Genomic DNA, 21,319 nt, shown 5'->3' with positions numbered 1-21,319 from the left:
GCTCGTGCCCTCAGTGCTCGTGCCCTCGATACTCCTCCCCTCAGCGCTCCTCGAGAGCCTCGACCTCGAGGACGAGCGCCGAGGACGGGGCGAGCAGCGGTGTGCGCAGGCCCACCCCGGCCAGGAGGGACCCCGGGAGGACCACCTCGCCGCGGCTGATCCACGGCGGCGGGACCGCATCGAGGAAGCGCTCCGGACGCAGCTCGTCGACGATCCGCACCCGGTAGCCCAGCGCGGGGTCGAGCCCCACGAGACGGGTGGGCGGCGGGACCGCGTCCTCCCCGGTGCCGGATCGAGCCAGCCGGTACACGGCGTGCCTGCGGTCCGGCGAGACCGCTCCCGTGAGCTCCGACCCGTCGTCGGCGGTGGGGCCGTGCACGAGCCCGGCGGTCGCGAGCAGCGGTCGGAGCCGCTTCGAGAGGCGGATCCACGCGGCGAGCGCCTCGAGCTCCTCGGGGCTGCTGCCGGTGATGTCGGCCTCGATGCCGGGCGAGGAGAAGAGCGTCGCGGCCATCCGGAACGACAGATCGGCAGTGCGTCCGGTGGTGTGCGCGCGGGCCGGACCGACGTGGCTGCCGATCAGCTCGGGCGGCAGGAGCAGCTCGGTCCAGCGCTGGATGCGCAGCCGCTCGAGCGGGTCGTTGGTGTCGGAGGCCCAGACCCGGTCGGTGCGGGCGAGGATCCCCAGATCGACGCGACCTCCTCCGGAGGCGCACGACTCGATCTCGAGGCCGGGGTGACGCGCCCGGAGCGCGTCGAGCAGGGCGTAGACCGCGCGGGTCTGCGCTCCGGCACCCGGCCGGCCCGCGTGCACGGCCTCGAGCAGATCGCGGTTGTGGTCCCACTTGAGGTAGTCGATCGCGTACTCCTCGACGAGCGAGGAGAGCCGCTCGAGCAGCAGCGCCGACACCTCCGGGCGCGCGACGTCGAGCACGTGCTGGTGGCGCCAGCTGCGGGCGCGGCGCGGGGTCTCGAGGAGCCAGTCGGGGTGCTCCCGGGCGAGCCTCGACTCCGGGTTCACCATCTCGGGCTCGACCCACAGGCCGAACTGCATGCCGGCCGCGCGCACGTGCTCGACCAGCGGGTGCAGCCCCTCGGGCCACACCTCGTCGTCGACGCTCCAGTCGCCCAGGCCCGCGGAGTCGTCCCGGCGGCCGGAGAACCAGCCGTCGTCGAGGACGAAGCGCTCGACTCCGATGGAGGCCGCCGTGTCGGCCAGCCGGGTCAGCGTGGGCAGGTCGTGCCGGAAGTAGACGGCCTCCCACGTGTTCAGGTGCACGGGACGCGGAGTGCGCGGGTGCGACGGGCGGGCGCGGAGCGAGGAGTGCATCCGGCGCGAGAGGCCGTCCAGGCCCTCGTCGCTCCAGACGAAGTGCGCGGCAGGGGCGGTGAAGCGATCGCCGGGGGCCAGTGCGATCTCGCCCGCCCGCAGCAGCTCCCCCGCGCCCAGGGCGCCCCGACCCTCGGGCAGCCGGTCGACGCGGTGCACGGAGTCGCTGCTCCAGGCCAGGTGCACGCCCCAGACCTCACCGGTGCGGTCGCCGAAGCCGGCGGTGCCCGCGATCGCGAAGGTGGGCGCGTCGTGCCCGGTGCGGCCGCGCCGCGACTCCCGCACGATGCTGCCGTGCGCGACCGGGCGGCGCTGCGGCGAGCGCTCGCGGGTCCAGCGGCCGGCGAGGTCGAGGAATTCGACGGCCCGGGCGTCCAGCGGCAGGGTCGCCTCGAGTATCGACGGCTCGACGACGCGCTCGCCGCGGTTCGTCAGCGCGTGCTCGACGACCAGCACTCCGGCGGCGTCGAAGCGGAGGGAGGAGGACAGCGAGAGCTCGTCGGCGACGGCCTCGAGGCGGAGGCAGTGCTCGTCGCTCTCGAGCGAGACGACGCGCCACGACGGCAGCAGCGGCTCTCCGGCGATGTGGCCGGCGAGACCGGGGCGGCCCTGCCAGCCGTCCTGCTCCCCTGGGAGGATCGTCTGGGGCCACGGGGCGTCGAGCGCGCTCGAGGAGACCTGGCGGATCGACGCCTCGTCGAGCGCGGCGAGCGCCTCGGCGTCGACGGGACCGGGATCGCGGCCCCAGTGCAGGACCTCGGGGAGACCCTCCGCGCGCACGGCGACGATCAGCGCCGTGCCCGCCGAGCGGAGCATCCGGACGTCGGCGCTCATGCCGCACCGCCCTCGGCGATGACGCGCACGCCGCCGGCGGGGATCACGACGGAGCCGTCGACGAACCCGCCCGTGACCAGATCGCGCCCGGTCGCCGCGACCACCGCCTCGTCGGCCGAGTGGTTGAGCAGGAACAGGAAGCGGCCGGCGGGCCCCTCCCGCCGCACCGCCTCCACACCTCGCGGCGCCTCGAGCACCGAGGCGGTCAGGGCGGGGTCGAGCAGGTCGAGCAGACCGCCGATCCCGTCGTCGTCGAGCATCGCCGAGACGTACCAGGCCTCGCCCGCGCCGTGGCGGCGGCGGGTGACGGCGGGCAGGCCGTCGAGGACACCGCCGCGGTAGGAGGCGACGACCTCCGCGTCGAGGATCTGCAGCCGCTCGGTCCACTCCGCACCGCGCCAGCCGGTGTCCAGGGCGAACGACTCCCCCTCCTGCAGCGGGCCGAACTCCTCGGCGCCCGCGCCCAGCAGCGCCGAGAAGGCACCGGGAGCCAGGCCCGTCCGCACGCGGTTCGCGGGATCGACGATCCCGGAGAGCGGAGTCACGATGACGGTGCCGCCCTGCTCGGCGAACGCGGTCAGAGCCGCGACCGTCTCCTCCGACACGAGGAACAGCGCGGGCACCACCACGAGGGAGTAGCCCGAGAGGTCGCGCCACGGGGGGACGACGTCGACCAGCACGGTGCGGTCGAAGAGCACCCGGTGCCAGGCCCGCGCCTGCTCGGCCCAGCGGAGCCGGTTGTGCGGCTTGAGGCCCGAGGAGAACGCCCAGCCCGCCTCGTCGTCGTGCAGGAGCGCCACGCGGGCGGGCTCGACCCGGGCGCCCAGGACCGGCTCCAGGCGCTGCAGCAGCGCTCCGAGCTCGACGACCTCGCGCCAGACCTTCGTGCCGGTGCCCGCGTGCGGCAGCATCGCCGAGTGGAACTGCTCGGCTCCCGCCGTCGACGCGCGCCACTGGAAGAACATCGCCCCGTCGGAGCCGCGCGCCACGTGCGCGAGGCTGTTGCGGAGGATCTCGCCGGGGTCCTTGGCGCGGTTCCGCGGCTGCCAGCTCGCGGCACCGGTCGAGTGCTCGAGCAGGAGCCAGGGAGCGCGGTCCTCGGTCAGCCCCCGCATCCGGTCGGCCGAGAAGGCGAGGTCCTGCTCGCGGCGGGGATCGGCTCCCGTCGTGTAGTGGTCGTTGACGGCGATGTCGCAGTGCGGCGCCCAGCGCGCGTAGTCGACCACGTCGGGCCCCTGGCCGACCATGAAGTTCGTGGTGATCGGAGTCTCGACGCCCGCCGCGCGCAGCACCTCCTTCTCGGCGAGGTAGTGGGCGAGCAGCTCGTCCGACGAGAAGCGGTCGAAGTCGAGCTGCAGTCCCGGGTTGTGCATCGCTCGCGATCCCCGCGGCGGGAGGATCTGCTCGAAATCGGAGTAGCGGTGACCCCAGAACGCGGTTCCCCAGCTCGCGTTCAGGGCGTCGAGGGTCTCGTAGCGCTCGCGGAGCCAGCGGCGGAAGGCCGCGGCGGACTCGTCGCACCAGCAGTGCCGGTTGCCGCCGCCGAGCTCGTTCGAGACGTGCCAGAGCGCGACCGCGGGGTGCCGCCCGTAGCGCTCGGCGAGAGCGCCGGCGATCCGGAGCGCGTGGGTGCGGAAGACGGCGGAGCTCGGGCACCAGCCCAGACGGCCGCCGGGGTGCACGGGGACGAGGTCGGCGTCGACCGGCAGGATCTCCGGATGCGCGGCGAGCAGCCAGCTCGGCGGGGCCGCGGTGGGGGTGGCGAGATCGATCGCGATGCCCGCCTCGTGCAGGAGCCCGACGATCTCGTCCAGCCACTCCCAGTCGAAGACGCCCTCGGCCGTCTCGACGAGCCCCCACGAGAAGACGCCGAGCGTCACCATCGTGACGCCCGCCTCCTGCATCAGCGCCACGTCCTCCCGCCACACCTCCCGGGGCCACTGCTCGGGGTTGTAGTCGCCGCCGAAGGCGAACCGGGAGAGGACGGAGGCGCGGGGGGCCCAGGGATCGACGCTGGTCACCCTGCGAGCATCCCGTCGGCCGAGGGGCTTTGTCAAGCGATGGAACAAAGGGGCGGAAGAGGCGGCTTCAGGCGGAGGGGGATCTCGATACGCCGGCTGCGCGGGCTACTCGATCAGTAGAGGGGGCCTGAGCGCAGGCTGAGGGATCAGCAGGAGGGAGCCCGCACTTCAGGCCAGCAGGGTCCGGATGGCCAGCGCGGCGCCCGCGCGGGCCCACTCCGAGAAGTCCCAGGTGCGCACGTCGAGCTCGACCGGCACGGCCTCGCGCTCGAGGCGCTCGGCGATCCCCGAGCGGATCGACGCCTCGGCGAACGCGACCACCGCGATGCCGTCTCCGCTGACCACGACCTTCTCGGGGTCGACGAGGTTGGCGACCTCCGCGATGATCACCCCGAGGGCGCGTCCGGCCCGCTCGAAGGCGCGCAGCGCCTCCGGATCGCCGTCGCGCGCCGCTTCGACGACCTCCTCGTACGAGGCGCCGGGACGACCGGAGGCCGCGACGACCGCGTCGTTGACGAGCATCGTCGACGCGCAGCCGCGGTGGCCGTGCGCGCAGAGGTCGCCGCGGGGATCGACGATCGTGTGGCTGACCTGGCCGGGTCGGCTGTGCCCGCCCTCCACCAGGCGCCCGTTCACGACGAGCCCGCAGCCGATGCCGGTGCCGACGGTGACGAGCGCCATCGACTCGAGCCCGGCGCCGGCGCCGAACCAGTGCTCGGCGGCGGTCAGCGCCTGCACGTCGTTCTCGACGGAGCACGCGAGTCCCGTCGCCTCCCGGACGAGGCGCGCGAGGTCGACGTGATGCCAGTCGAGGAACGCCGAGTGCTCGACGACCGCGCCGCCGGGGTCCTGCCGCACCCGCCCGGCGATCGCGATGCCGATGGAGGTCAGCCCGACGCCCTCGCCGGCGAGCTCGAGGGCCGCCTCGGCGATCTGCCGCACGACCTCCGCCACGTCGCTGCTTCTCAGCGAGTGCTCGGTCGACGCCGTCACCTCGGCGCCGAGATCGGTGACGACCGCGTAGAGCGCGTCGCCGGTGAGCTTGATCCCGAGGAAGCGGCGGGCGGAGCTGCGCACCCGCAGCATCTCGGAGGGGCGGCCGGTCGCCGCCATCAGCCGCGTCTCGCCCTCCGCGAGCAGCCCCGCCTCGACGAGGGTGCGCGAGATGCGCGTCAGGGACGCCCGCGAGAGTCCGAGCCGCCGGGCGATCTCGGCGCGCGGCAGCGATCCGTGGATGAGCACCTCGAGCAGGGTCGCCCGCGTCGCGGACGGCATCTCCTCGATCCGGAACGCCTCGGGCGGCGCGAGGGGTGCGACCGGGACGGGAGCGGTCACCGGCGAAGAGGTCACGACGCCGAATGTAGTCCGTCGGAGGGGCTCACGCGGCCCCCACGGCCACCGGGCGGCTGCCCGCGTGCTCCCACTCGCCGGTGAAGTGGTTGAAGCAGACGGAGTTGTCGATCCGCGAGCGGTCCGGCGCGTCCTCCGAGCCCACGACCTTGCCGACCCGCTCGGGGTCGGGGGCGGCGAGCGCGAGCAGCCGCGTGTAGTCGTGCTTCGGGTTCAGGATCACGTCGTCCGCCGGACCCCGCTCGACGATCCGGCCGCGGTAGAGCACGAGGATCTCGTCCGAGAAGTGCCGCGCGGTCGCCAGGTCGTGGGTGATGTAGAGGACAGCGAGGCGGTCCTCCCGCTGCAGCCGGCCGAGCAGGTTGAGCACTCCCAGGCGGATCGACACGTCGAGCATCGAGACCGGCTCGTCGGCGATGACGACCTGCGCGCCCGGGGCGAGCGCCCGGGCGATGGCGACGCGCTGCCGCTGCCCGCCCGAGAGCTCGTGCGGGCGGCGGGGTGCGAACTCCTCCGCCGGCTCGAGGTTCACCCGACGGAGCATCTCGAGCACCCGCTCGTGGGTCTCGACCGCGGTCCGCGTGCGGTGGTGGATCCGCAGCGGCCGGGCGATGTGGTGCTCGAGCGAGTGGAACGGGTTGAGCGAGGCGAAGGGGTCCTGGAACACCATCTGCACGTGCCGCCGGTAGACCGAGCCCTGCACCGGCGTGCGGTCGTCGAGGGTGACGTCGACGGATCCGGACGTGGGCTTCTCGAGCCGCGCGAGGATCCGCGCGATCGTCGACTTCCTCGATCCGGACTCGCCCACCAGGGCGACGGTGCGCCCGGGGACGAGGTCGAACGAGACGTGGTCCACCGCGCGGAACGCCTCGCGGCGCAGTCCCTTGCGGATGCTGAAGTCCTTCACCAGATCGGTGACGCTGACGCTGGTCATGCGATGTCCTCCTCGAGAACGGCGTCGGGATTCGCTCCCGATCGGATGAAGGCCCCGCGCGTGCCGGAGAGGCTCGGGAACGAGCCCAGCAGCTTGCGGGTGTACGGGTGCTCGGGCGCGCGGTAGATCTGCTCCGCCGTCGCGAGCTCGACGATCTCGCCGCGCAGCATCACGGCGATGCGGTCGCTGATCTCGAGCAGCAGCGGCAGGTCGTGGGTGATGAAGATCACGGCGAAGCCCAGCTCGTCGCGCAGCCGCACGATCTCGCGGAGGATGTCGCGCTGCACGACCACGTCCAGCGCGGTCGTCGGCTCGTCCATGATCATCACCTGCGGCTCGAGGATCATCGCCATCGCGATCATCACCCGCTGCCGCATGCCGCCCGAGAGCTCGTGCGGGTAGGAGGTGAGCCGCACCGGATCCACGCCCACGCGGCGCAGGACGTCGGCCGCCCGCTCCTTCCGCTCCTTCCGCGACAGCCCCGGCCGGTGCGCGACCAGGACGTCGTCGAGCTGCGCCCGCACCGAGGTGACCGGGTTGAGCGCGTTCATCGCCCCCTGGAACACCATCGACAGCTTCGACCAGCGGAAGGCCCGCATCCCGTCGTCGCCCAGTTCGAGCAGATCGGTGGAGGTGCCGTCGCGGTCGTGGAACACCACCCGGCCCGAGGCGATGCGCGCCGGCGGCTTGTGCAGCCGGTTGACCGCGTAGGCGAGGGTCGTCTTGCCGCAGCCGGACTCTCCGGCGAGGCCCAGGATCTCGCCCTCGCCCAGGCGGAAGGTGGCGCCGCGGACCGCCGTGACGGGCGACTCCACCTCGTAGACGACACCGAGGTCCTCGACCTCGAGCACGGTGCGGGTCATGCGGCGCTCCTTCGCGCGGTGCGGGCTCCCGAGCGCTCGGCCTTCGCCGCCGCGCGAGCGCGACGGGCGTGCAGGCGGACGTTCTTCAGCCGCGGGTTGATGATCTCGTCGATCGAGAAGTTGACCAGCGAGAGGCCCATGCCGAACAGCGCGATGATCAGGCCGGGAGGGCCGAACCACCACCAGGCTCCGAGCGGCAGGGCGAAGCCGTTCTGCGCGTAGAAGAGCATCGTGCCCAGCGTCGACGAGTTGGACGCTCCGAGGCCGAGGAAGGACAGGCCCGCCTCGCCGAGGATCGCCGCGATCACCGCGAAGACGAACTGCGACGCGAGCACCGGCAGCAGGTTCGGCAGGATCTCGACCGCGATCACGCGCCAGGCGCGCTCCCCCGCGACCTTCGACGCCGAGACGTAGTCGCGACTGCGGATCGAGAGGGTCTGCGCGCGCAGGACCCGCGCGGATCCGGCCCAGCTCGTGATGGCCAGCACGACGCCGATGGTCCAGAGACCGCGCTGCTCCTGCGGCACGAAACCCGAGATGACGATCACGAGCGGCAGGCCGGGGATCACCAGGAACACGTTCGAGAAGAGCGAGAACGCCTCGTCGACGATGCCGCCGAGGTACGCGCCGAGGATCCCGAAGAAGGCCGAGAGCGCCGTCGCGAGGATCCCCACGATCAGGCCGATCTCGAGCGAGCCGCGGGTGGCGAACGCGAGCTGGGCGAGCACGTCCTGCCCGGTCTGCGTCGTGCCGAGCCAGTGCTCGGCCGACGGCCCGGTCAGGCCGATGTCGCGGATGGTCGTCGGGTCGCCCACGAGGAGCGGACCGACCAGGCCGAACAGGGCGACGCCGAGGACCAGCGCGAGCCCCACGATCAGCCACGGGGTCGGCGTCGGCAGCATCATCCGCCAGGCCGGCCGCGGGGGCCGTCCCTTGGCGGCGTCGACGGTCGCGAGCTGCTCGGTCGCGTCGACGACGACGGTGTCGGAGGAGGGGGCGAGGTTCGTCATCGGCGTCAGCTCCGCGCTCGGGTCCGGGGATCGATGATCCCGTAGAAGAGGTCGACGACGAGGTTCGCGCCGAGCACGGCCAGCGTGATGAAGAGGAAGATCCCCTGCATCAGCGCGTAGTCGTTGTTGGTGACCGCCGAGAGCAGCTTCGATCCGATGCCCGGGTACGAGAACACCTGCTCGGTGACGATGGACCCCGAGACCACGAAGCCCAGCGAGATCGCGAAGCCGGCCACCGAGGGCAGCACCGCGTTGCGGGCGGCGTAGGAGCGGAGGATCTTCCCCTGCGGGAGGCCCTTCGCCTGAGCGGTGAGGATGTAGTCCTCGGACAGCGTCGAGACCATCATGTTGCGCATCCCCAGCAGCCAGCCGCCGAGGGAGGCGATCACGATCGTCGCCGCCGGCAGCAGCCCGTACTGGATCGCCGAGAGCAGGAACTCGCCGTTCCAGCCCGGGTTCAGCACCACGTCGTACCCGCCCTGCGAGGGGAAGAGCCGGAGCGTCGTGGCGAACACGTAGACCAGGATCAGCGCGAGCCAGAAGTACGGCACCGCGGCCAGCAGCGTGGTGGCCGGTACGAGCGAGTCGAGCCAGGTGCCGGGCTTCCAGCCGACGATCGCGCCGAGGGCGACGCCGATCACCGTCGCGATGACCGTCGCCACCCCCACGAGCACGATCGTCCAGGGCAGCGAGGTCGCGATGACTTCGCTGACGGGGGCGGGGAAGTACGAGACCGAGACTCCGAGGTCGCCGCGGAACACGTTGACCAGGTAGCTCCAGTACTGCGCGATCAGCGGCTGGGAGGTGTCGCCTCCGAGCAGCAGCTCGTACGCCTGGCGCGTCTCGGCGCTGACGATCCCGCCGCGCTGCTGCAGCTTGGCCAGCAGGATGTCGACCGGGTTGCCGGGCAGCAGGCGCGGGATGACGAAGTTGATCGTCAGCGCCGCCCACAGCGCGATCAGGTAGAACCCGAGTTTGCGCAGGTAGTAGTTCACGCGCGGCTCACTCGCCGGTCGGGGTCAGGTTCTTGAAGATCTCGGCGTTGTCCGGCGAGGCCCAGATCGCCGGGAAGGCGTAGAGGTCGTCCTCGGTGGGCCAGCCGTCGAACTTGGCGGCGTTGTACTCGGAGGTGGTGCCGCCGGTCATGACCGGGATGTAGGGCATGTCCGCGACGATCTTCGCCTGGATGATGTCGAACTGTGCCTGGCGGGCGGCGGTGTCGTCCGGGCTGGTGGCGGTGAGCGCCTCGACGGCGGCGTCGACCTCGGGGTCGCTGTAGCGGGCCACGTTGATCGGGGCGGCCTCGCCGACGGGAGCGGTGTTCGCCGTGGTGAAGAAGTTGTTGTAGAGGTAGTACGGGTCGGAGGCGGGGCCCTGGCCGAGCGAGTCGATCGCCAGCTGGTAGTTCCCCTTGCTCTTCTTGTCCGTCCACTCGTTCCAGGAGGACTGCGACGCGGTGACCGCGATGCCGGCCTCGCCGAGCTGCTGCGCCATCGTGTCGATCGCGGTGATGTAGTCGGTCCAGCCGGTGACGACCTCGATCGTGAGCTTCAGGGGCACGCCGTCCTTGGCGTAGATCCCGTCGGCGCCCTTGGCGTAGCCGGCCTCTTCGAGGAGGGCGGAGGCGCGGTCCAGGTCGGGGGCGCTCGGAGCGACGGGCTCGGCGACGGCGGTCGAGATCGACTCCTTCTGCGCCTCCGTCAGCACGAACGTCGGCGAGACCTCGCTGGCGGTGTTCTGGAAGGCGAGCGCGTTGATCTGGTCGCGGTTGAGCGCGTAGTAGATCGCCTGGCGGACGGCCGGGTCGGTCTGCGGTCCGACGCAGCCGAGGTCGACGTTCGCGCAGCTGAGCAGGGCGACCTGGTTCTGCGGGATCGTGATGGCCTCGTAGCCGGGGTAGTTCTTCGCGACGTTCTCGATGTCCGGCACCGGGCCGGTCTGCCAGTCGATGGTCCCGGCGGCGAGGGCGTCGACTCCGGCGGTGTTGCCCGAGAGCGAGAGGAAGCGGATCGCCTTCACGGCGGGCGCGCCGTCCCAGTAGTCCTCGTTCACGCCGAGGGTGAAGGCCTGCGCCTTGAAGTCGGCGAGGAGGTAGGGGCCGGTGCCGACGGGCTCGGCGACCACGTCGGTCACCGGGTCGACGTCGGCCCAGAGGTGCTCGGGGACGATCGGGGTGCGGCCGAGGACCGTGGGGCCGGTGACGAAGGCCGGGTGGTCCCAGGTGATGCTCACGTGGGTGTCGTCGGTCGCGGTGACGACTCCGTCGAAGCCGCCGGTGTTCAGCGAGGGGTTGTCGACCAGCATCTGGAAGGTGAAGGCGACGTCCTCGGCGGTGAACGCCTCTCCGTCGCTCCAGGTCACGTCGTCGCGCAGCGTCACGTCGAGCTGCGTGCCCTCGGCGTTCCAGGTGTACTCGGTGCCCAGCAGCGGGACGTAGGGGTCGGAGTTGATGTTCGTGACGAAGAACAGCGACTCGTAGATGGTGCCCAGCCCGCCGATCTTCGAGGGCGAGTACGGGTTGAAGTTGATCTGGTAGTCGCCGGCCTGACCGGTGTAGGCGACGAGGGTGTCGGCCGACGAGGTGCCGGAGGAGCTCGCTCCTCCGGTGCAGCCGGAGAGCAGGAGGGCGGACGCCGCGGTGGCGGCGGCAGCGGCGAGGACGCGCAGGCGTCGGCCTTCTCGAACGCGAAGGAACATCGTTGATCCTTTCCTGGCGTCGACGGCGCAGGGTCGTCGACGGTGACGGAGCTGTGTGCGGCGAGCGCCGCCCGAGCATTGTTACATGACTGAACTAAGTGGTCAACAGTCGGCGGTGGACTTCGTGAGAGCGCTCTTCCCGCTCCGCGGAGAGCGGCGCCGAGGCCGGAGCGGACGCCGTCAGCGCGCCGCGCGCGCCGTCGTGCCGCGCAGGACCAGGCGCGGGCGCTCGGGAGTGCGCTGCGGCAGCGGCTCCCCCGCGATCACCGCGAGGAGGGCCTGCGCGGTCAGGACGCCCAGCCCGCGGACGTCGCGGCTCATCGCCGAGAGCGGCGGATCGGCGAGGCGGCAGAGCTCGGAGTCGTCCCACGCCAGGAGCGAGAGCCGCGTCGGCACGTCCACCCCGAGCGCGCGGGCGGCCGCGAGGCCTCCGAGCGCCGCCAGGTCGTTGTCGTAGAGGATCGCGGTCGGTCGCGCCTCGTCGGCGAGGAGCATCCGGGTGGCGGCCTCCCCCGACCGCGCGGAGTAGTCGCTCTCGATCGAGCGCCCCGACAGTCCCGCCCGGGCGAGCCCCCGGTCGAAGGCCTCGCTCCGCTCGCGCGTGTGCCCGAGGCGGACGGGACCCGAGACGCGGCTGATCCTGCGGTGCCCGAGCGCGGCGAGCGCCGCCATCGCCTCCAGGACCGGGGTCGCGTTGTCGACCGGGATCGACGGGACGGCGGCGCCTCCGGGGGTCCCGCCCAGGGCGAGGGCGGGCAGCCCCAGCACGTGCGCGCGCTCCGGCCGCGGGTCGTCCTCCACCAGGTCGCCGAGCACGGCGCCGGCGACCCGGGGATCCGCCGCCCACCGCGAGAGCGCGGCGAGCTCCTCCGCCTGGTCGGCGGCGACCTGCAGCAGCACCCCACCGCCGCCCGGGACCAGCACGTCCTCCATCCCGGCGATCAGCTCGGCGAAGAACGGATCTCCCCCGTGCTCGCGGGGAGGGCGGCGGACGACGATCCCGACGACCGCCGCCCCCGGCCCGCTCAGGCCGGCACCCCGGCGCGCAGCCCGTTGGCGTGGCGCAGCACCAGCGGGTCGAGGAACGCGTCCGGATCGACGCCGGAGGCGGCTCCGGAGACGGTGAACCGCGCGGACTCTCCCGCGAGCAGGGTGACGAGCGCCTCATCGACCCTCGCCCCCTGGTCGACGCGGTCGACGAGCAGGGTGACGTCGCGCGCCAGCGAGCGCGCCGTCACGGTGACGACGACGTCCGCGCCCGAGCGCTCCGCCATGGCCTCCAGCGGCGACGGGTCGAGGGCCTGGTCGACGACCTCGGCCGGGTGGAGCAGCGCGCGGGTCCAGCCCTCCGGCTCCACGCTCACGATCTCGCCGGCCGGGTCGCCGAACGCCGTGATCGAGGCGGGCAGCGGAGTCGTCGTCTCACCCCGCGCGGGCACCGCCGCCTCCCAGCGCTCCTCGGCCAGCACCGTGCCGTCCAGCTGCAGGCGCCGGGCGACGACGGAGCCGCTCCACGCCTCGTCCGTGTCGTTCAGCAGCACCGCGGCCGGCCCGCCGTCGCGGGGCTGGATCGTCGCGAGCCGCGGCGCGTACGCCGCCCGCAGCGCGTACCAGAGGGGCTTCCGGTGCTCGTGGAAGTCGACGGCGGCCCACGAGACCACCGGCCAGTCGTCGTTCAGCTGCCACACCACGATCCCGGTGTTCAGCGGCGAGAGCGAGCGGAAGTGCTCGATCCCGAAGCGCAGCGCCGCCGCCTGGTTCAACTGGGTCGCCCAGTGCCAGTCCTCGATCGACTCCGGCGAGGGCAGGTGCCCGGCGAGTCCGCGCTCGAGCTTGAGGTTGCCCTCGTGCGCCTTCTGGTGCACGAGCATCTGCTCGCCGTACGGCTCCAGCGGCTCGTCGTGCACGACGCTCGTGAGCGTCGACCACGCGGGCGGCCCTGGAAGCCGAACTCGGAGACGAAGCGCGGTCGCCAGTCGGCGTAGCCCGTGTAGTCGCGCGTGTTCCAGACGTCCCAGATGTGCACGGTGCCGTTGGCCGGGTCGTTGGGGTGGAGGTAGTCGTCGAACGAGTAGGGGCTGCCCGGCGAGTAGAAGCGCGTCGGGTCCAGCTCCGCGACGATGCCCGGGAGCAGGGTGCGGTAGTAGGCGTTGCCCCAGGTGGCGCCCGCGAGACGGGTGCGCCAGCCCCAGTCGGTGTAGCCGACGATGTTCTCGTTGTTGCCGTTCCAGATCACGAGCGAGGGGTGGGCGCTCAGGCGGGTGACCGCCTCGCGCGCCTCGGGCTCCACCTCGACGGCGAGCCACTCCTCCTCGGCGTAGGCCGCGCAGGCGAAGAGGAAGTCCTGCCACACCAGCACGCCCTGCTCGTCGCAGACGTCGTAGAAGTCGTGCGACTCGTAGATCCCGCCGCCCCAGACGCGCAGCAGGTTCATGTTCGCCTCGGTGGCGTCGGCGATGCGGCGCGCGTACCGGTCACGGTCGACCTCGGTGAGGAAGGCGTGGTCCGGGATCCAGTTCGCCCCGCGGATCTGCACCGTGCGTCCGTTGATCTCGACGCGGTAGGGCGAGCCGTCCTCGTCCGGCGTCGTGTCCACGCGCACCGTGCGGAAGCCCACGCGGCCGGTCCAGACCGAGTCGTCGCCCGCGGCGACCGCGACGTCGTAGAGGGGCTGCTCGCCGTAGCCGCGCGGCCACCACAGCTCGGCCCCGGGGACGCGCACCTCGAGCACTGCCTCGACCGCGCCCGCCTCGGCGCGGATCGCCGCCTCCGCTCCGCCGATCGCGACCGACACCTCGGCCGACGCGGAGCCGGCCCACTCGAGTTCGACGTGCGCGCGCAGCACGCCGTCGGTCCCGTCGACGTCGACGACCGGACGCACGGCGGCGATGCGGACGCCCGACCAGCTCTCGAGGCCGATCGGCCGCCAGATGCCGCTCGTGGCGACGTCGATGCCCCAGTCCCAGCCGAAGTTGCTCGCGGTCTTCCGCAGCGCGTTGTAGGGGTGGTGGTTCACGTGCGGCCTCGGGCCGTGCGCGAGCGAGCGCCGCTCCGCCTCGGTCACGGGAGCCGCGAACTCGATCGAGAGCACGTTCTCCCCCTCGACCAGGGCCTCCCGCGCACCGAAGCGGTAGGAGCGGTGCTGGTTCTCGGTGCGGCCGAGTTCGGTGCCGTTCAGGCGCACGGTCGCGACCGTGTCCAGGCCCTCGGCGACCAGGTCGTGGCGCTCGGAGCCGTCGTCGGTCCACTCGAAGCGGGTCTCGTACACCCAGGCGGTGCGGCCGATCCAGGCCAGGCGCGCTTCGTTCCCGCCGTCGAAGGGGTCGGGGATCAGGCCTGCGGCGAGGAGGTCGGTGTGCACCGAGCCGGGCACCGTCGCCGCCACCTCCCCGGTCGGCCGCTCGGGCGCCTCAGGGCCCTCCAGCGCTCGCAGCGTCCAGTTCTGGTGCAGGGGGATGACGGTCATGGCTTCCTCGCCTCGGTTGTCGCGTCCGGTGTCGGATACTTTCTTAGACGATTGAACAAAGTACCGTCAAGGGACGGAGAGACGGACGGAGGGCCCGATGACGACGACGCGCGCACCGCGCACCTCGGGTACGAGCAGGGGGATCCTGCTCGACCTCGTCCGTGCCCGCGGCCCGATCAGCCGCATCGAGCTGGCGCAGGTCACCGGCCTCACGCAGGCCACGGTCTCGATCCTGGTGCGGCAACTGCTCGAGGACGGACTCGTCGCCGATGCAGGCCGCTCGCAGTCCACCGGGGGCAAGCCGCGCGAGCTCCTCGCCCTCGTGCCGTCGGCGCGCTTCGCCGTGGGCCTCCAGCTCGAGGCCGACTCGACCACGGCGATCGTGGCGGATCTCGCCGGATCCGTCGTCGGGCGGCTCCGCACCCGCGGCGTCCTCGACGAGGGCCCGGAGTCGTTCGTGCGCGGCTTCGCCCAGCGGATCGACTTCCTGATCGAGGTGCTGGGCGTCGAGCGCGACCGCGTGGTCGGCGTGGGCGTCGTCACTCCCGGCGGCGTCGACCGCTCCGGCGAGCGCGTCCTCGGCCTCGCCGCCCGGGGCGCGGAGTGGGCGGCGGCCGGGCTGCGCTCGCTGCTCGAGCAGGCCTGCTCGCTGCCCGTGCTGCTCGACGACGACGCGTCGGCCGCGGCCGTCGGCGAGTTCTGGGCCGGCACCTTCCCGGCGGCGGGCGCGCACTGCACGCTCTACCTCGCGGGCGGGATCCGCGCCGGACTCGTCCTCGACGGCGCCCTGCACCGCGGCTCCGGAGCAGGTGCCGGTCGACTCGACCGCTTCGGACCGCGCGGATCCGCCCCTCTCACCGACCGCGTCGGACTCCCCGGCATCGCCGCGGGTGCGCGCGCGGCCGGCCTCCCCGGCCTCTCGGGCGACGCGTTCGCCGACGCCGCTGCGGTCGCCACCGCCGCCGTGCGCGGGGACCACGCCTCCGGCGCCGTGGTCGACGCCGCGGCCCACGAGCTCGCCGACGTCGCGGTGGCGCTCGCGGATCTGCTCGACCTCGACTCCGTCGTGCTCGCCGGGCCCGCCTTCGCGGTGGCCGGCTCCCGACACCTCGCCGTCCTCCGCAGACGCTTCGCCGAGGAGCACCCGCAGACCCGCGTGCTGCTGTCGGCCCACGTCGCCGACGCGGCCGCGGTCGGCGCCGCCGCGCTGGTCCTGCAGCGGGCCCTCTCGCCGCGCGGGCCCTCCCGCGGGACGCTCGAGGGATCCGGCCCGATCGGCGCCGATCTCGGCTACGGTGGTCCACGCGAAGGGGAGTAGTTCCCACCGCCTGCTCGGCAGGCGACGAGGCGCGTCGACATGCTGGTCCGGGACGATCCGGACCCGGCGCTCCACCCGGATCCGCACGGAACCGGGCGAACGAGACCTTCGGTCAGTCGACGCACGTCCTGACCGGTCCCTCTCGCGCGGGTCGGCGGGCCCGAACCCAGGAGATCCCATGGCGAGAACCGCTCCGGACCCCACCTCCCCGACCCCCGTGCAGATCCGCCGGTGGCGGCGCTACCTCGCCGACGAGCTCGCCGAGGCGGCCACCTACCGCGACCTGGCCGGGCGCCGCTCGGGCGAGGAGCGCGAGATCCTGCTCGCCCTCGCCGCCGCCGAGGGCCGCCACGAGGACCACTGGCGCGAGCTGCTCGGTGCCGCCGCGGAGCCGTCGCCCCGGCCGGATCTGCGCACCCGGGTCCTCGGGTTCCTCACCCGCCGCTTCGGCTCCGTCTTCGTCCTCGCCCTCGTGCAGCGCGCGGAGGCCCGCTCGCCGTACGCCGACGACGACGACGCGACCGAGGCGATGGCCGCCGACGAGCGGATCCACGGGGAGGTCGTGCGGGGCCTGGCCGAGCGCGGGCGGACGCGGCTCTCGGGCACGTTCCGGGCCGCGGTCTTCGGCGCCAACGACGGGCTCGTCTCGAACCTCGCGCTCGTGCTGGGCGTCGGCGCGAGCGGAGTCGCCACCAGCGTGGTGCTGTTCACCGGGCTCGCGGGGCTGCTCGCCGGCGCCCTCTCGATGGGGGCGGGCGAGTTCGTCTCGGTGCGCTCGCAGCGCGAGCTGCTCAGCGCCTCCTCCCCCGACCTCGACACCAACCGCCTGGTCCCCGACCTCGACGTCGACGCGAACGAGCTGGCGCTGGTCTACCGCGCCCGCGGACTGAGCGAGGAGGAGGCGAACGCCCGCGCCGCCCACGTCTTCACGGGACTGCGCGGCGGAGTCGCCGCCACCTCTCCGATCACCATCGGCGGACCGAAGGCGGACCCCTCGATCGACGAGCACGAGTCGATCGGCACCGGCATGGGCGCGGCGCTCTCGAGCTTCTGCTTCTTCGCCTCCGGCGCGATCATCCCCGTGCTGCCCTATCTGCTGGGCATGTCCGGGATCGCCGCCGTGATCCTGGCCGCGGTGCTCGTCGGGATCGCCCTGCTCGCGACCGGCGCGATCGTGGGGCTGCTCTCGGGCGCTCCTCCCCTCGCGCGGGCCCTGCGCCAGCTCGGCATCGGCTACGGAGCGGCGCTCGTCACGTACCTGCTCGGCCTGCTCTTCGGCGCCTCCGCGGTCTGAGCGACCGCGTCAGTCCTGCTCGGGCTGGTCCTCAGGTGCCGGGGTCCTCCTGCGCCAGCGCAGCGCCGCGACACCGATCGCGATCAGCAGCGAGAAGGGCAGCGAGCCCAGCAGCGGGATCGACGCGTAGTAGAGGATCTGGCGCTGGATCCACTCCGGTGACGGGGTGTCGGAGTCGCCGTAGTACGGGGCGGGCGGCGACGAGTAGCCGATCGTGAGGATCGAGAAGCCCAGCGCGGTGCCGGCGAGACCGGCGAGCAGCAGCACGAGCAGCCAGGGGTTCCGCAGCAGCGGGGCGTCCGGCTCGACGGCCGCGACCGGCCGCCCGTCCGACTCGACCGGCTGCGCCTCGGAGGGGAGCGGCGCCTCGGAGGAGGGCCGCGCCGCCTCGTCGCCCGGCCCGGCGGACCGCACCGCCGTGCGGCGGGAGCGGCGGGTGTCGGCGACCTCGGCGATGCGCGGCAGCGCGGCGGTCCGCGCGCCGGTGGGCAGGGGGCCGCTGCCCGGGCGGGCGAAGGCGCGGTCGTCGCCGCGCACCCGGTCCACTCCCCCGGCGAAGCCCCGCTGGAAGACCGGGTCGTAGCGCGGATCGACCTGCTCCCGGGTCGGCGCTCCCGTCGTGCTCGTGTCCGGGTCGTGCCCGTCCCTGTCAGTCATCGTCGACCTCCGGCTTCGCGGTGAGGAGTCCGCGCAGCCAGTCCCGCGCCTCGATGAACACCTCGTCGTCGTAGCGTCGCACGTACGAGACCGGACGGCGATCCGCCCGCGGGTAGGAACCCAGGAAGATCACACCCGGGCTGAAGCGGCGGAGCCCGAGCAGGGCGTCGGCGACCCGCTCGTCGGCCACGTGCCCGTCGAGGTCCAGCACGAACCGGTAGCGGCCGAGGGCGTCCCCGATCGGCCGCGACTGGATCATGCTCAGGTTCACTCCGCGGGTCGCGAACTGCTCGAGCATCTCGAGCAGCGCGCCCGGCTCGTCGCCCGGGAGCTCCGCGATCAGGCTGGTCTTGTCGGCGCCCGTGGGCTCCGGCAGCCGCGTCGTCCGCGAGACGTGCACGAAGCGGGTGACCGCGTTCGGGTTGTCGCCGATCCGCTCGGCGAGCACGTCGACGGCGTGGTGCGCGACGATGCCCGGAGGAGCGATGGCGGCGTCGGCGGGAGACCCGGCGAGCAGGTCGACGGTCGCCTGCACGTTGCTGCTCGCGGGGAGGTACTCGTGGCTCGGCAGCTCGGAGTCGAGCCACTGCCGGCACTGGCCGTAGGCGACCGGATGCGCGGCCACCGTGCGCACGTCCTCCAGTCGCGTGCCCGGCCGCGCCACCAGGATGAAGGAGACGGGGACGAGGTACTCGCCCACGATGCGCAGCCCCGGGATCCGCGCCAGCGCGTCCTGCGTGGCCGTCACCCCGCCCTCGACCGAGTTCTCGATCGCGATCACCGCGCCGTGGCTGCGGCCCGAGACCAGATCGCCCAGCGCCTCGCCGACGTTGGCGACGCTGCGCCACTGCTGCCCCCGCGCCTCGGGGACCTGCGCGAGCGCCGCCTCCGTGAAGGTGCCGGAGGGCCCGAGATAGCTGTAGGTACGGGACTCGGAGGCGCTGTCGGGCATGGCGGACAGCCTAGCCACCGGCTGTCCAGCCGGTATCGCGGGCCGGAGCGGGCTGCCACTATGGACCCCATGACCGATCGCGCAGGGAAGCCGGCACAGGCCTCCGATCTCATCGACGTCGAAGCCCTCGTGAGGGCCTACTACGACAACAAGCCGGACGTCTCCGATCCGCTCCAGAGGGTCGTCTTCGGCACCTCCGGGCACCGCGGATCCTCGTTCGACACCGCCTTCAACGAGGACCACATCGCCGCGGTGACGCAGGCGATCGTCGAGTACCGCACGGAGCAGGGCATCACCGGCCCGCTCTTCATCGGTGCCGACACGCACGGCCTCTCGCGCCCCGCGCTGACCACCGCGCTCGAGGTGCTCGTCGCGAACCAGGTGCGCGTGCTGGTCGACGAGTTCGACGACTTCGTGCCCACTCCGGCGCTCAGCCACGCGATCCTCCGCTGGAACAACGACCCGGCGCACACCGACGAGGCCGACGGCATCGTCGTCACCCCCTCGCACAACCCGCCCCGCGACGGCGGCTTCAAGTACAACCCTCCGCACGGCGGACCGGCCGACTCCGACGCCACCACCTGGATCGCGAACCGCGCCAACGAGCTCATCGCCGACGGCAACCGCGACGTGAAGTCCGCCGAGCCCTCGGCCGTCGAGACGTACGACTTCCGCACCCACTACGTGGCGGACCTGAAGAACATCATCGACATCGACGCGATCAAGAAGGCCGGCGTGCGCATCGGCGCCGATCCGCTGGGTGGCGCGTCGGTGCACTACTGGCAGCTGATCGCCGAGATGTACGAGCTCGACCTCACGGTCGTCAACGGCGAGGTCGACCCGGCCTGGGGCTTCATGACCCTCGACTGGGACGGCAAGATCCGGATGGACCCGTCCTCCCCGAGCGCGATGGCCTCCGTCGTCGCCCGCTCCGGCGACTACGACGTGCTCACCGGCAACGACGCCGACGCCGACCGTCACGGCATCGTCACCCCCGACGGCGGGCTGATGAACCCCAACCACTACCTCGCCGTCGCGATCGAGTACCTCTACACGCACCGCTCCGGCTGGCGCGAGGACGCGGCGATCGGCAAGACGCTCGTCTCCTCCTCCATCATCGACCGCGTCGCCGAGTCGCTCGGCCGCCGCCTCTGGGAGGTGCCGGTCGGCTTCAAGTGGTTCGTCCCCGGCCTCGTCGACGGCTCGGTCGGCTTCGGCGGCGAGGAGTCGGCGGGAGCGTCGTTCCTCCGCTTCGACGGCACCGTGTGGACCACCGACAAGGACGGCATCCTGCTGGCCCTGCTCGCATCCGAGATCATCGCCGTGACGGGCAAGAGCCCGTCGGCGCTGTACCGCGAGCTGACCGAGCGCTTCGGCGACCCGGTCTACGAGCGCGTCGACGCGGTCGCCACCAAGGCGCAGAAGGCGGCGCTGGGCAAGCTCGACGGAGACGCCATCCCGGCGACCACGCTCGCCGGCGAGGAGATCGTCGCGAAGCTCTCGAAGGCCCCGGGCAACGGCGCGGGCGTGGGAGGCGTGAAGGTCGTCACCGAGAACGCGTGGTTCGCCGCGCGCCCCTCGGGCACCGAGGACGTCTACAAGATCTACGCCGAGTCCTTCCGCGGCCTCGACCACCTGCACGAGGTCCAGGCCGAGGCCCGCACCATCGTCGACGCCGCCCTCGGCTCCTAGCCCGCCTCCTTCGTGAATTGCCCGGAAGGGCTCGTTCTCCTCCCCGAGAACGAGCCCTTCCGGGCGTTTCAGCGTCGGATCGCGGCCTGAACCTGCGCGACGACGGAGGGGAGGTCGGCGAGGTCGTCACCCGTGAGCTCGATGACGGAGTAGCCGGCGGCACGGAGGCGGCCGATGCGCGCGCGGTCCCGGCGCCAGCGATCGCGCTCGACCCGGTGGTAGTCGCCGTGGTACTCGATGATCACCCGGGCGGAGGCGCTGCAGAGATCCACTCGCCCCAGAAACGCATCGGCGTCGTAGATCTCGACGTCGGCCTCGATCCCGGAGACGCCCGCGAGGACGAGCGCGACACGCACCAGGGACTCCGGTCTCGACTCGGCCCTCGCGTCCAGAAGTCCGAGCGCCTGCCGCAGCCTGCGGAGGCTTCTCCTGGACCGGTACGTCGAGACCGCTTCCTCGAGCGAGCCGCGAGTGCACAATCCCCGATGCAGGAAGAAGTCGCCGACCGCGACGAGGTCCCCGAGCTCCAGGACGGCACCGAGATCGCACCAGGTGCGGGCCGCCGTCGTCAGCCGGCCCCGCGGGTACGTCAGCACGTCCACGGAAAGGTCGATCGTCAGAGACCGACCGGAGATGCCGTCTGCATGCGGCGCGCGCCGAGGGGCCGCGACGCCGATGTCGAGTTCGGTCCGGCGCTCCCAGGGCAGATCCAGGGGAGCCCAGAGAAGCGCAGCCGTCGGCCCGCACGCGAACGTCTCCGGTCCGAGCCGGTACAGGAGGGCAGAGCACCGGTCACCGAGAGTCGTCATCGGTCGCACCGATCGGGCTCCGCGCACCGGTCCCACGACCGCGCGCATCGCAGCTCTCGTCGCCCCAGCCGCGTACCCCTCCGATACCCGGA

17 protein-coding genes are annotated in these 21,319 nt (G+C 72.8%); 3 read left to right on the top strand and 14 right to left on the bottom strand.

What is annotated here, in order from left to right; translation table 11 throughout:
• Positions 1-40 precede the first annotated feature (40 nt).
• The 11 genes from AC0CID_RS17920 to AC0CID_RS17870 all read right to left on the bottom strand — a co-directional run bounded on the left by AC0CID_RS17920 (position 41) and on the right by AC0CID_RS17870 (position 14,505).
• Entirely contained in the window at positions 41-2,164 is a 2,124-nt protein-coding gene (locus tag AC0CID_RS17920; protein WP_465227877.1) for an alpha-galactosidase, read from the bottom strand.
• A complete protein-coding gene (locus AC0CID_RS17915; RefSeq protein ID WP_465227876.1) occupies positions 2,161-4,185 on the bottom strand; it encodes a beta-galactosidase in 2,025 nt (674 codons plus the stop codon). The genes AC0CID_RS17920 and AC0CID_RS17915 overlap by 4 nt, the downstream gene beginning before the upstream one ends.
• A 168-nt stretch (positions 4,186-4,353) precedes the next feature.
• The gene (locus AC0CID_RS17910) at positions 4,354-5,535 is read right to left on the bottom strand and encodes an ROK family protein (RefSeq protein WP_465227875.1); all 1,182 of its coding nucleotides are present in this window, start codon (positions 5,533-5,535) and stop codon (positions 4,354-4,356) included.
• 28 nt (positions 5,536-5,563) lie between these two features.
• On the bottom strand, positions 5,564-6,469 hold the full coding sequence (locus AC0CID_RS17905) for an ABC transporter ATP-binding protein (RefSeq protein ID WP_465227874.1): 906 nt from the start codon (positions 6,467-6,469) through the stop codon (positions 5,564-5,566).
• Positions 6,466-7,332: an ABC transporter ATP-binding protein gene (locus AC0CID_RS17900; RefSeq protein WP_207403220.1), complete on the bottom strand. Its 867-nt coding sequence runs from the start codon at positions 7,330-7,332 to the stop codon at positions 6,466-6,468. The genes AC0CID_RS17905 and AC0CID_RS17900 overlap by 4 nt, the downstream gene beginning before the upstream one ends.
• Entirely contained in the window at positions 7,329-8,342 is a 1,014-nt protein-coding gene (locus AC0CID_RS17895; RefSeq protein WP_207403221.1) for an ABC transporter permease, read from the bottom strand. The genes AC0CID_RS17900 and AC0CID_RS17895 overlap by 4 nt, the downstream gene beginning before the upstream one ends.
• A 5-nt stretch (positions 8,343-8,347) precedes the next feature.
• Complete coding sequence (locus tag AC0CID_RS17890; RefSeq protein WP_465227873.1) at positions 8,348-9,337, bottom strand: ABC transporter permease; 990 nt, start codon at positions 9,335-9,337, stop codon at positions 8,348-8,350.
• Positions 9,338-9,344: 7 nt separating this feature from the next.
• A complete protein-coding gene (locus tag AC0CID_RS17885) occupies positions 9,345-11,039 on the bottom strand; it encodes an ABC transporter substrate-binding protein (RefSeq protein WP_465227872.1) in 1,695 nt (564 codons plus the stop codon).
• 180 nt (positions 11,040-11,219) lie between these two features.
• On the bottom strand, positions 11,220-12,038 hold the full coding sequence (locus AC0CID_RS17880) for a LacI family DNA-binding transcriptional regulator (protein WP_465228133.1): 819 nt from the start codon (positions 12,036-12,038) through the stop codon (positions 11,220-11,222).
• A gap of 26 nt (positions 12,039-12,064) precedes the next feature.
• Entirely contained in the window at positions 12,065-12,910 is an 846-nt protein-coding gene (locus tag AC0CID_RS17875; RefSeq protein WP_465227871.1) for a hypothetical protein, read from the bottom strand.
• On the bottom strand, positions 12,799-14,505 hold the full coding sequence (locus AC0CID_RS17870; protein WP_465227870.1) for a glycoside hydrolase family 2 protein: 1,707 nt from the start codon (positions 14,503-14,505) through the stop codon (positions 12,799-12,801). The genes AC0CID_RS17875 and AC0CID_RS17870 overlap by 112 nt, the downstream gene beginning before the upstream one ends.
• Positions 14,506-14,602: 97 nt before the next feature.
• Between AC0CID_RS17870 and AC0CID_RS17865 the strand changes: the two genes are divergently transcribed.
• Both AC0CID_RS17865 and AC0CID_RS17860 read left to right on the top strand, forming a co-directional pair.
• Positions 14,603-15,823: an ROK family transcriptional regulator gene (locus AC0CID_RS17865; RefSeq protein ID WP_465227869.1), complete on the top strand. Its 1,221-nt coding sequence runs from the start codon at positions 14,603-14,605 to the stop codon at positions 15,821-15,823.
• 178 nt (positions 15,824-16,001) lie between these two features.
• On the top strand, positions 16,002-17,117 hold the full coding sequence (locus tag AC0CID_RS17860) for a VIT1/CCC1 transporter family protein (RefSeq protein ID WP_465227868.1): 1,116 nt from the start codon (positions 16,002-16,004) through the stop codon (positions 17,115-17,117).
• Between the two features lie 9 nt (positions 17,118-17,126).
• Here AC0CID_RS17860 and AC0CID_RS17855 read toward each other — a convergent pair whose 3' ends face one another.
• The gene (locus AC0CID_RS17855; RefSeq protein ID WP_465227867.1) at positions 17,127-17,774 is read right to left on the bottom strand and encodes a hypothetical protein; all 648 of its coding nucleotides are present in this window, start codon (positions 17,772-17,774) and stop codon (positions 17,127-17,129) included.
• The gene (gene pheA / locus AC0CID_RS17850; RefSeq protein WP_465227866.1) at positions 17,767-18,726 is read right to left on the bottom strand and encodes a prephenate dehydratase; all 960 of its coding nucleotides are present in this window, start codon (positions 18,724-18,726) and stop codon (positions 17,767-17,769) included. Before pheA ends, AC0CID_RS17855 begins: the two co-directional genes overlap by 8 nt.
• Positions 18,727-18,795: 69 nt before the next feature.
• Between pheA and pgm the strand changes: the two genes are divergently transcribed.
• The gene (gene pgm / locus AC0CID_RS17845) at positions 18,796-20,418 is read left to right on the top strand and encodes a phosphoglucomutase (alpha-D-glucose-1,6-bisphosphate-dependent) (RefSeq protein ID WP_465227865.1); all 1,623 of its coding nucleotides are present in this window, start codon (positions 18,796-18,798) and stop codon (positions 20,416-20,418) included.
• A gap of 68 nt (positions 20,419-20,486) precedes the next feature.
• Here the strand turns inward: pgm and AC0CID_RS17840 are convergent, their stop codons facing one another.
• The gene (locus AC0CID_RS17840) at positions 20,487-21,020 is read right to left on the bottom strand and encodes a DUF559 domain-containing protein (protein ID WP_465227864.1); all 534 of its coding nucleotides are present in this window, start codon (positions 21,018-21,020) and stop codon (positions 20,487-20,489) included.
• Between the last annotated feature and the right edge of the window lie 299 nt (positions 21,021-21,319).

The organism is Rathayibacter sp. AC451 (genome assembly GCF_979253095.1).
Note: the sequence above shows the minus strand (reverse complement) of the source record. Positions and strands in the feature narration are given on the sequence as shown.

Excerpts from the sequence above, each read along its gene's own strand:
- AC0CID_RS17920 (WP_465227877.1), bottom strand. The coding sequence starts at position 2,164 with ATGAGCGCCGACGTCCGGATGCTCCGCTCGGCGGGCACGGCGCTGATC.
- AC0CID_RS17905 (WP_465227874.1), bottom strand. The coding sequence starts at position 6,469 with ATGACCAGCGTCAGCGTCACCGATCTGGTGAAGGACTTCAGCATCCGC.
- AC0CID_RS17900 (WP_207403220.1), bottom strand. The coding sequence starts at position 7,332 with ATGACCCGCACCGTGCTCGAGGTCGAGGACCTCGGTGTCGTCTACGAG.
- AC0CID_RS17895 (WP_207403221.1), bottom strand. The coding sequence starts at position 8,342 with ATGACGAACCTCGCCCCCTCCTCCGACACCGTCGTCGTCGACGCGACC.
- AC0CID_RS17885 (WP_465227872.1), bottom strand. The coding sequence starts at position 11,039 with ATGTTCCTTCGCGTTCGAGAAGGCCGACGCCTGCGCGTCCTCGCCGCT.
- AC0CID_RS17875 (WP_465227871.1), bottom strand. The coding sequence starts at position 12,910 with ATGCTCGTGCACCAGAAGGCGCACGAGGGCAACCTCAAGCTCGAGCGC.
- AC0CID_RS17870 (WP_465227870.1), bottom strand. The coding sequence starts at position 14,505 with ATGACCGTCATCCCCCTGCACCAGAACTGGACGCTGCGAGCGCTGGAG.
- AC0CID_RS17865 (WP_465227869.1), top strand. The coding sequence starts at position 14,603 with ATGACGACGACGCGCGCACCGCGCACCTCGGGTACGAGCAGGGGGATC.
- AC0CID_RS17860 (WP_465227868.1), top strand. The coding sequence starts at position 16,002 with ATGGCGAGAACCGCTCCGGACCCCACCTCCCCGACCCCCGTGCAGATC.
- AC0CID_RS17855 (WP_465227867.1), bottom strand. The coding sequence starts at position 17,774 with ATGACTGACAGGGACGGGCACGACCCGGACACGAGCACGACGGGAGCG.
- pheA (WP_465227866.1), bottom strand. The coding sequence starts at position 18,726 with ATGCCCGACAGCGCCTCCGAGTCCCGTACCTACAGCTATCTCGGGCCC.
- pgm (WP_465227865.1), top strand. The coding sequence starts at position 18,796 with ATGACCGATCGCGCAGGGAAGCCGGCACAGGCCTCCGATCTCATCGAC.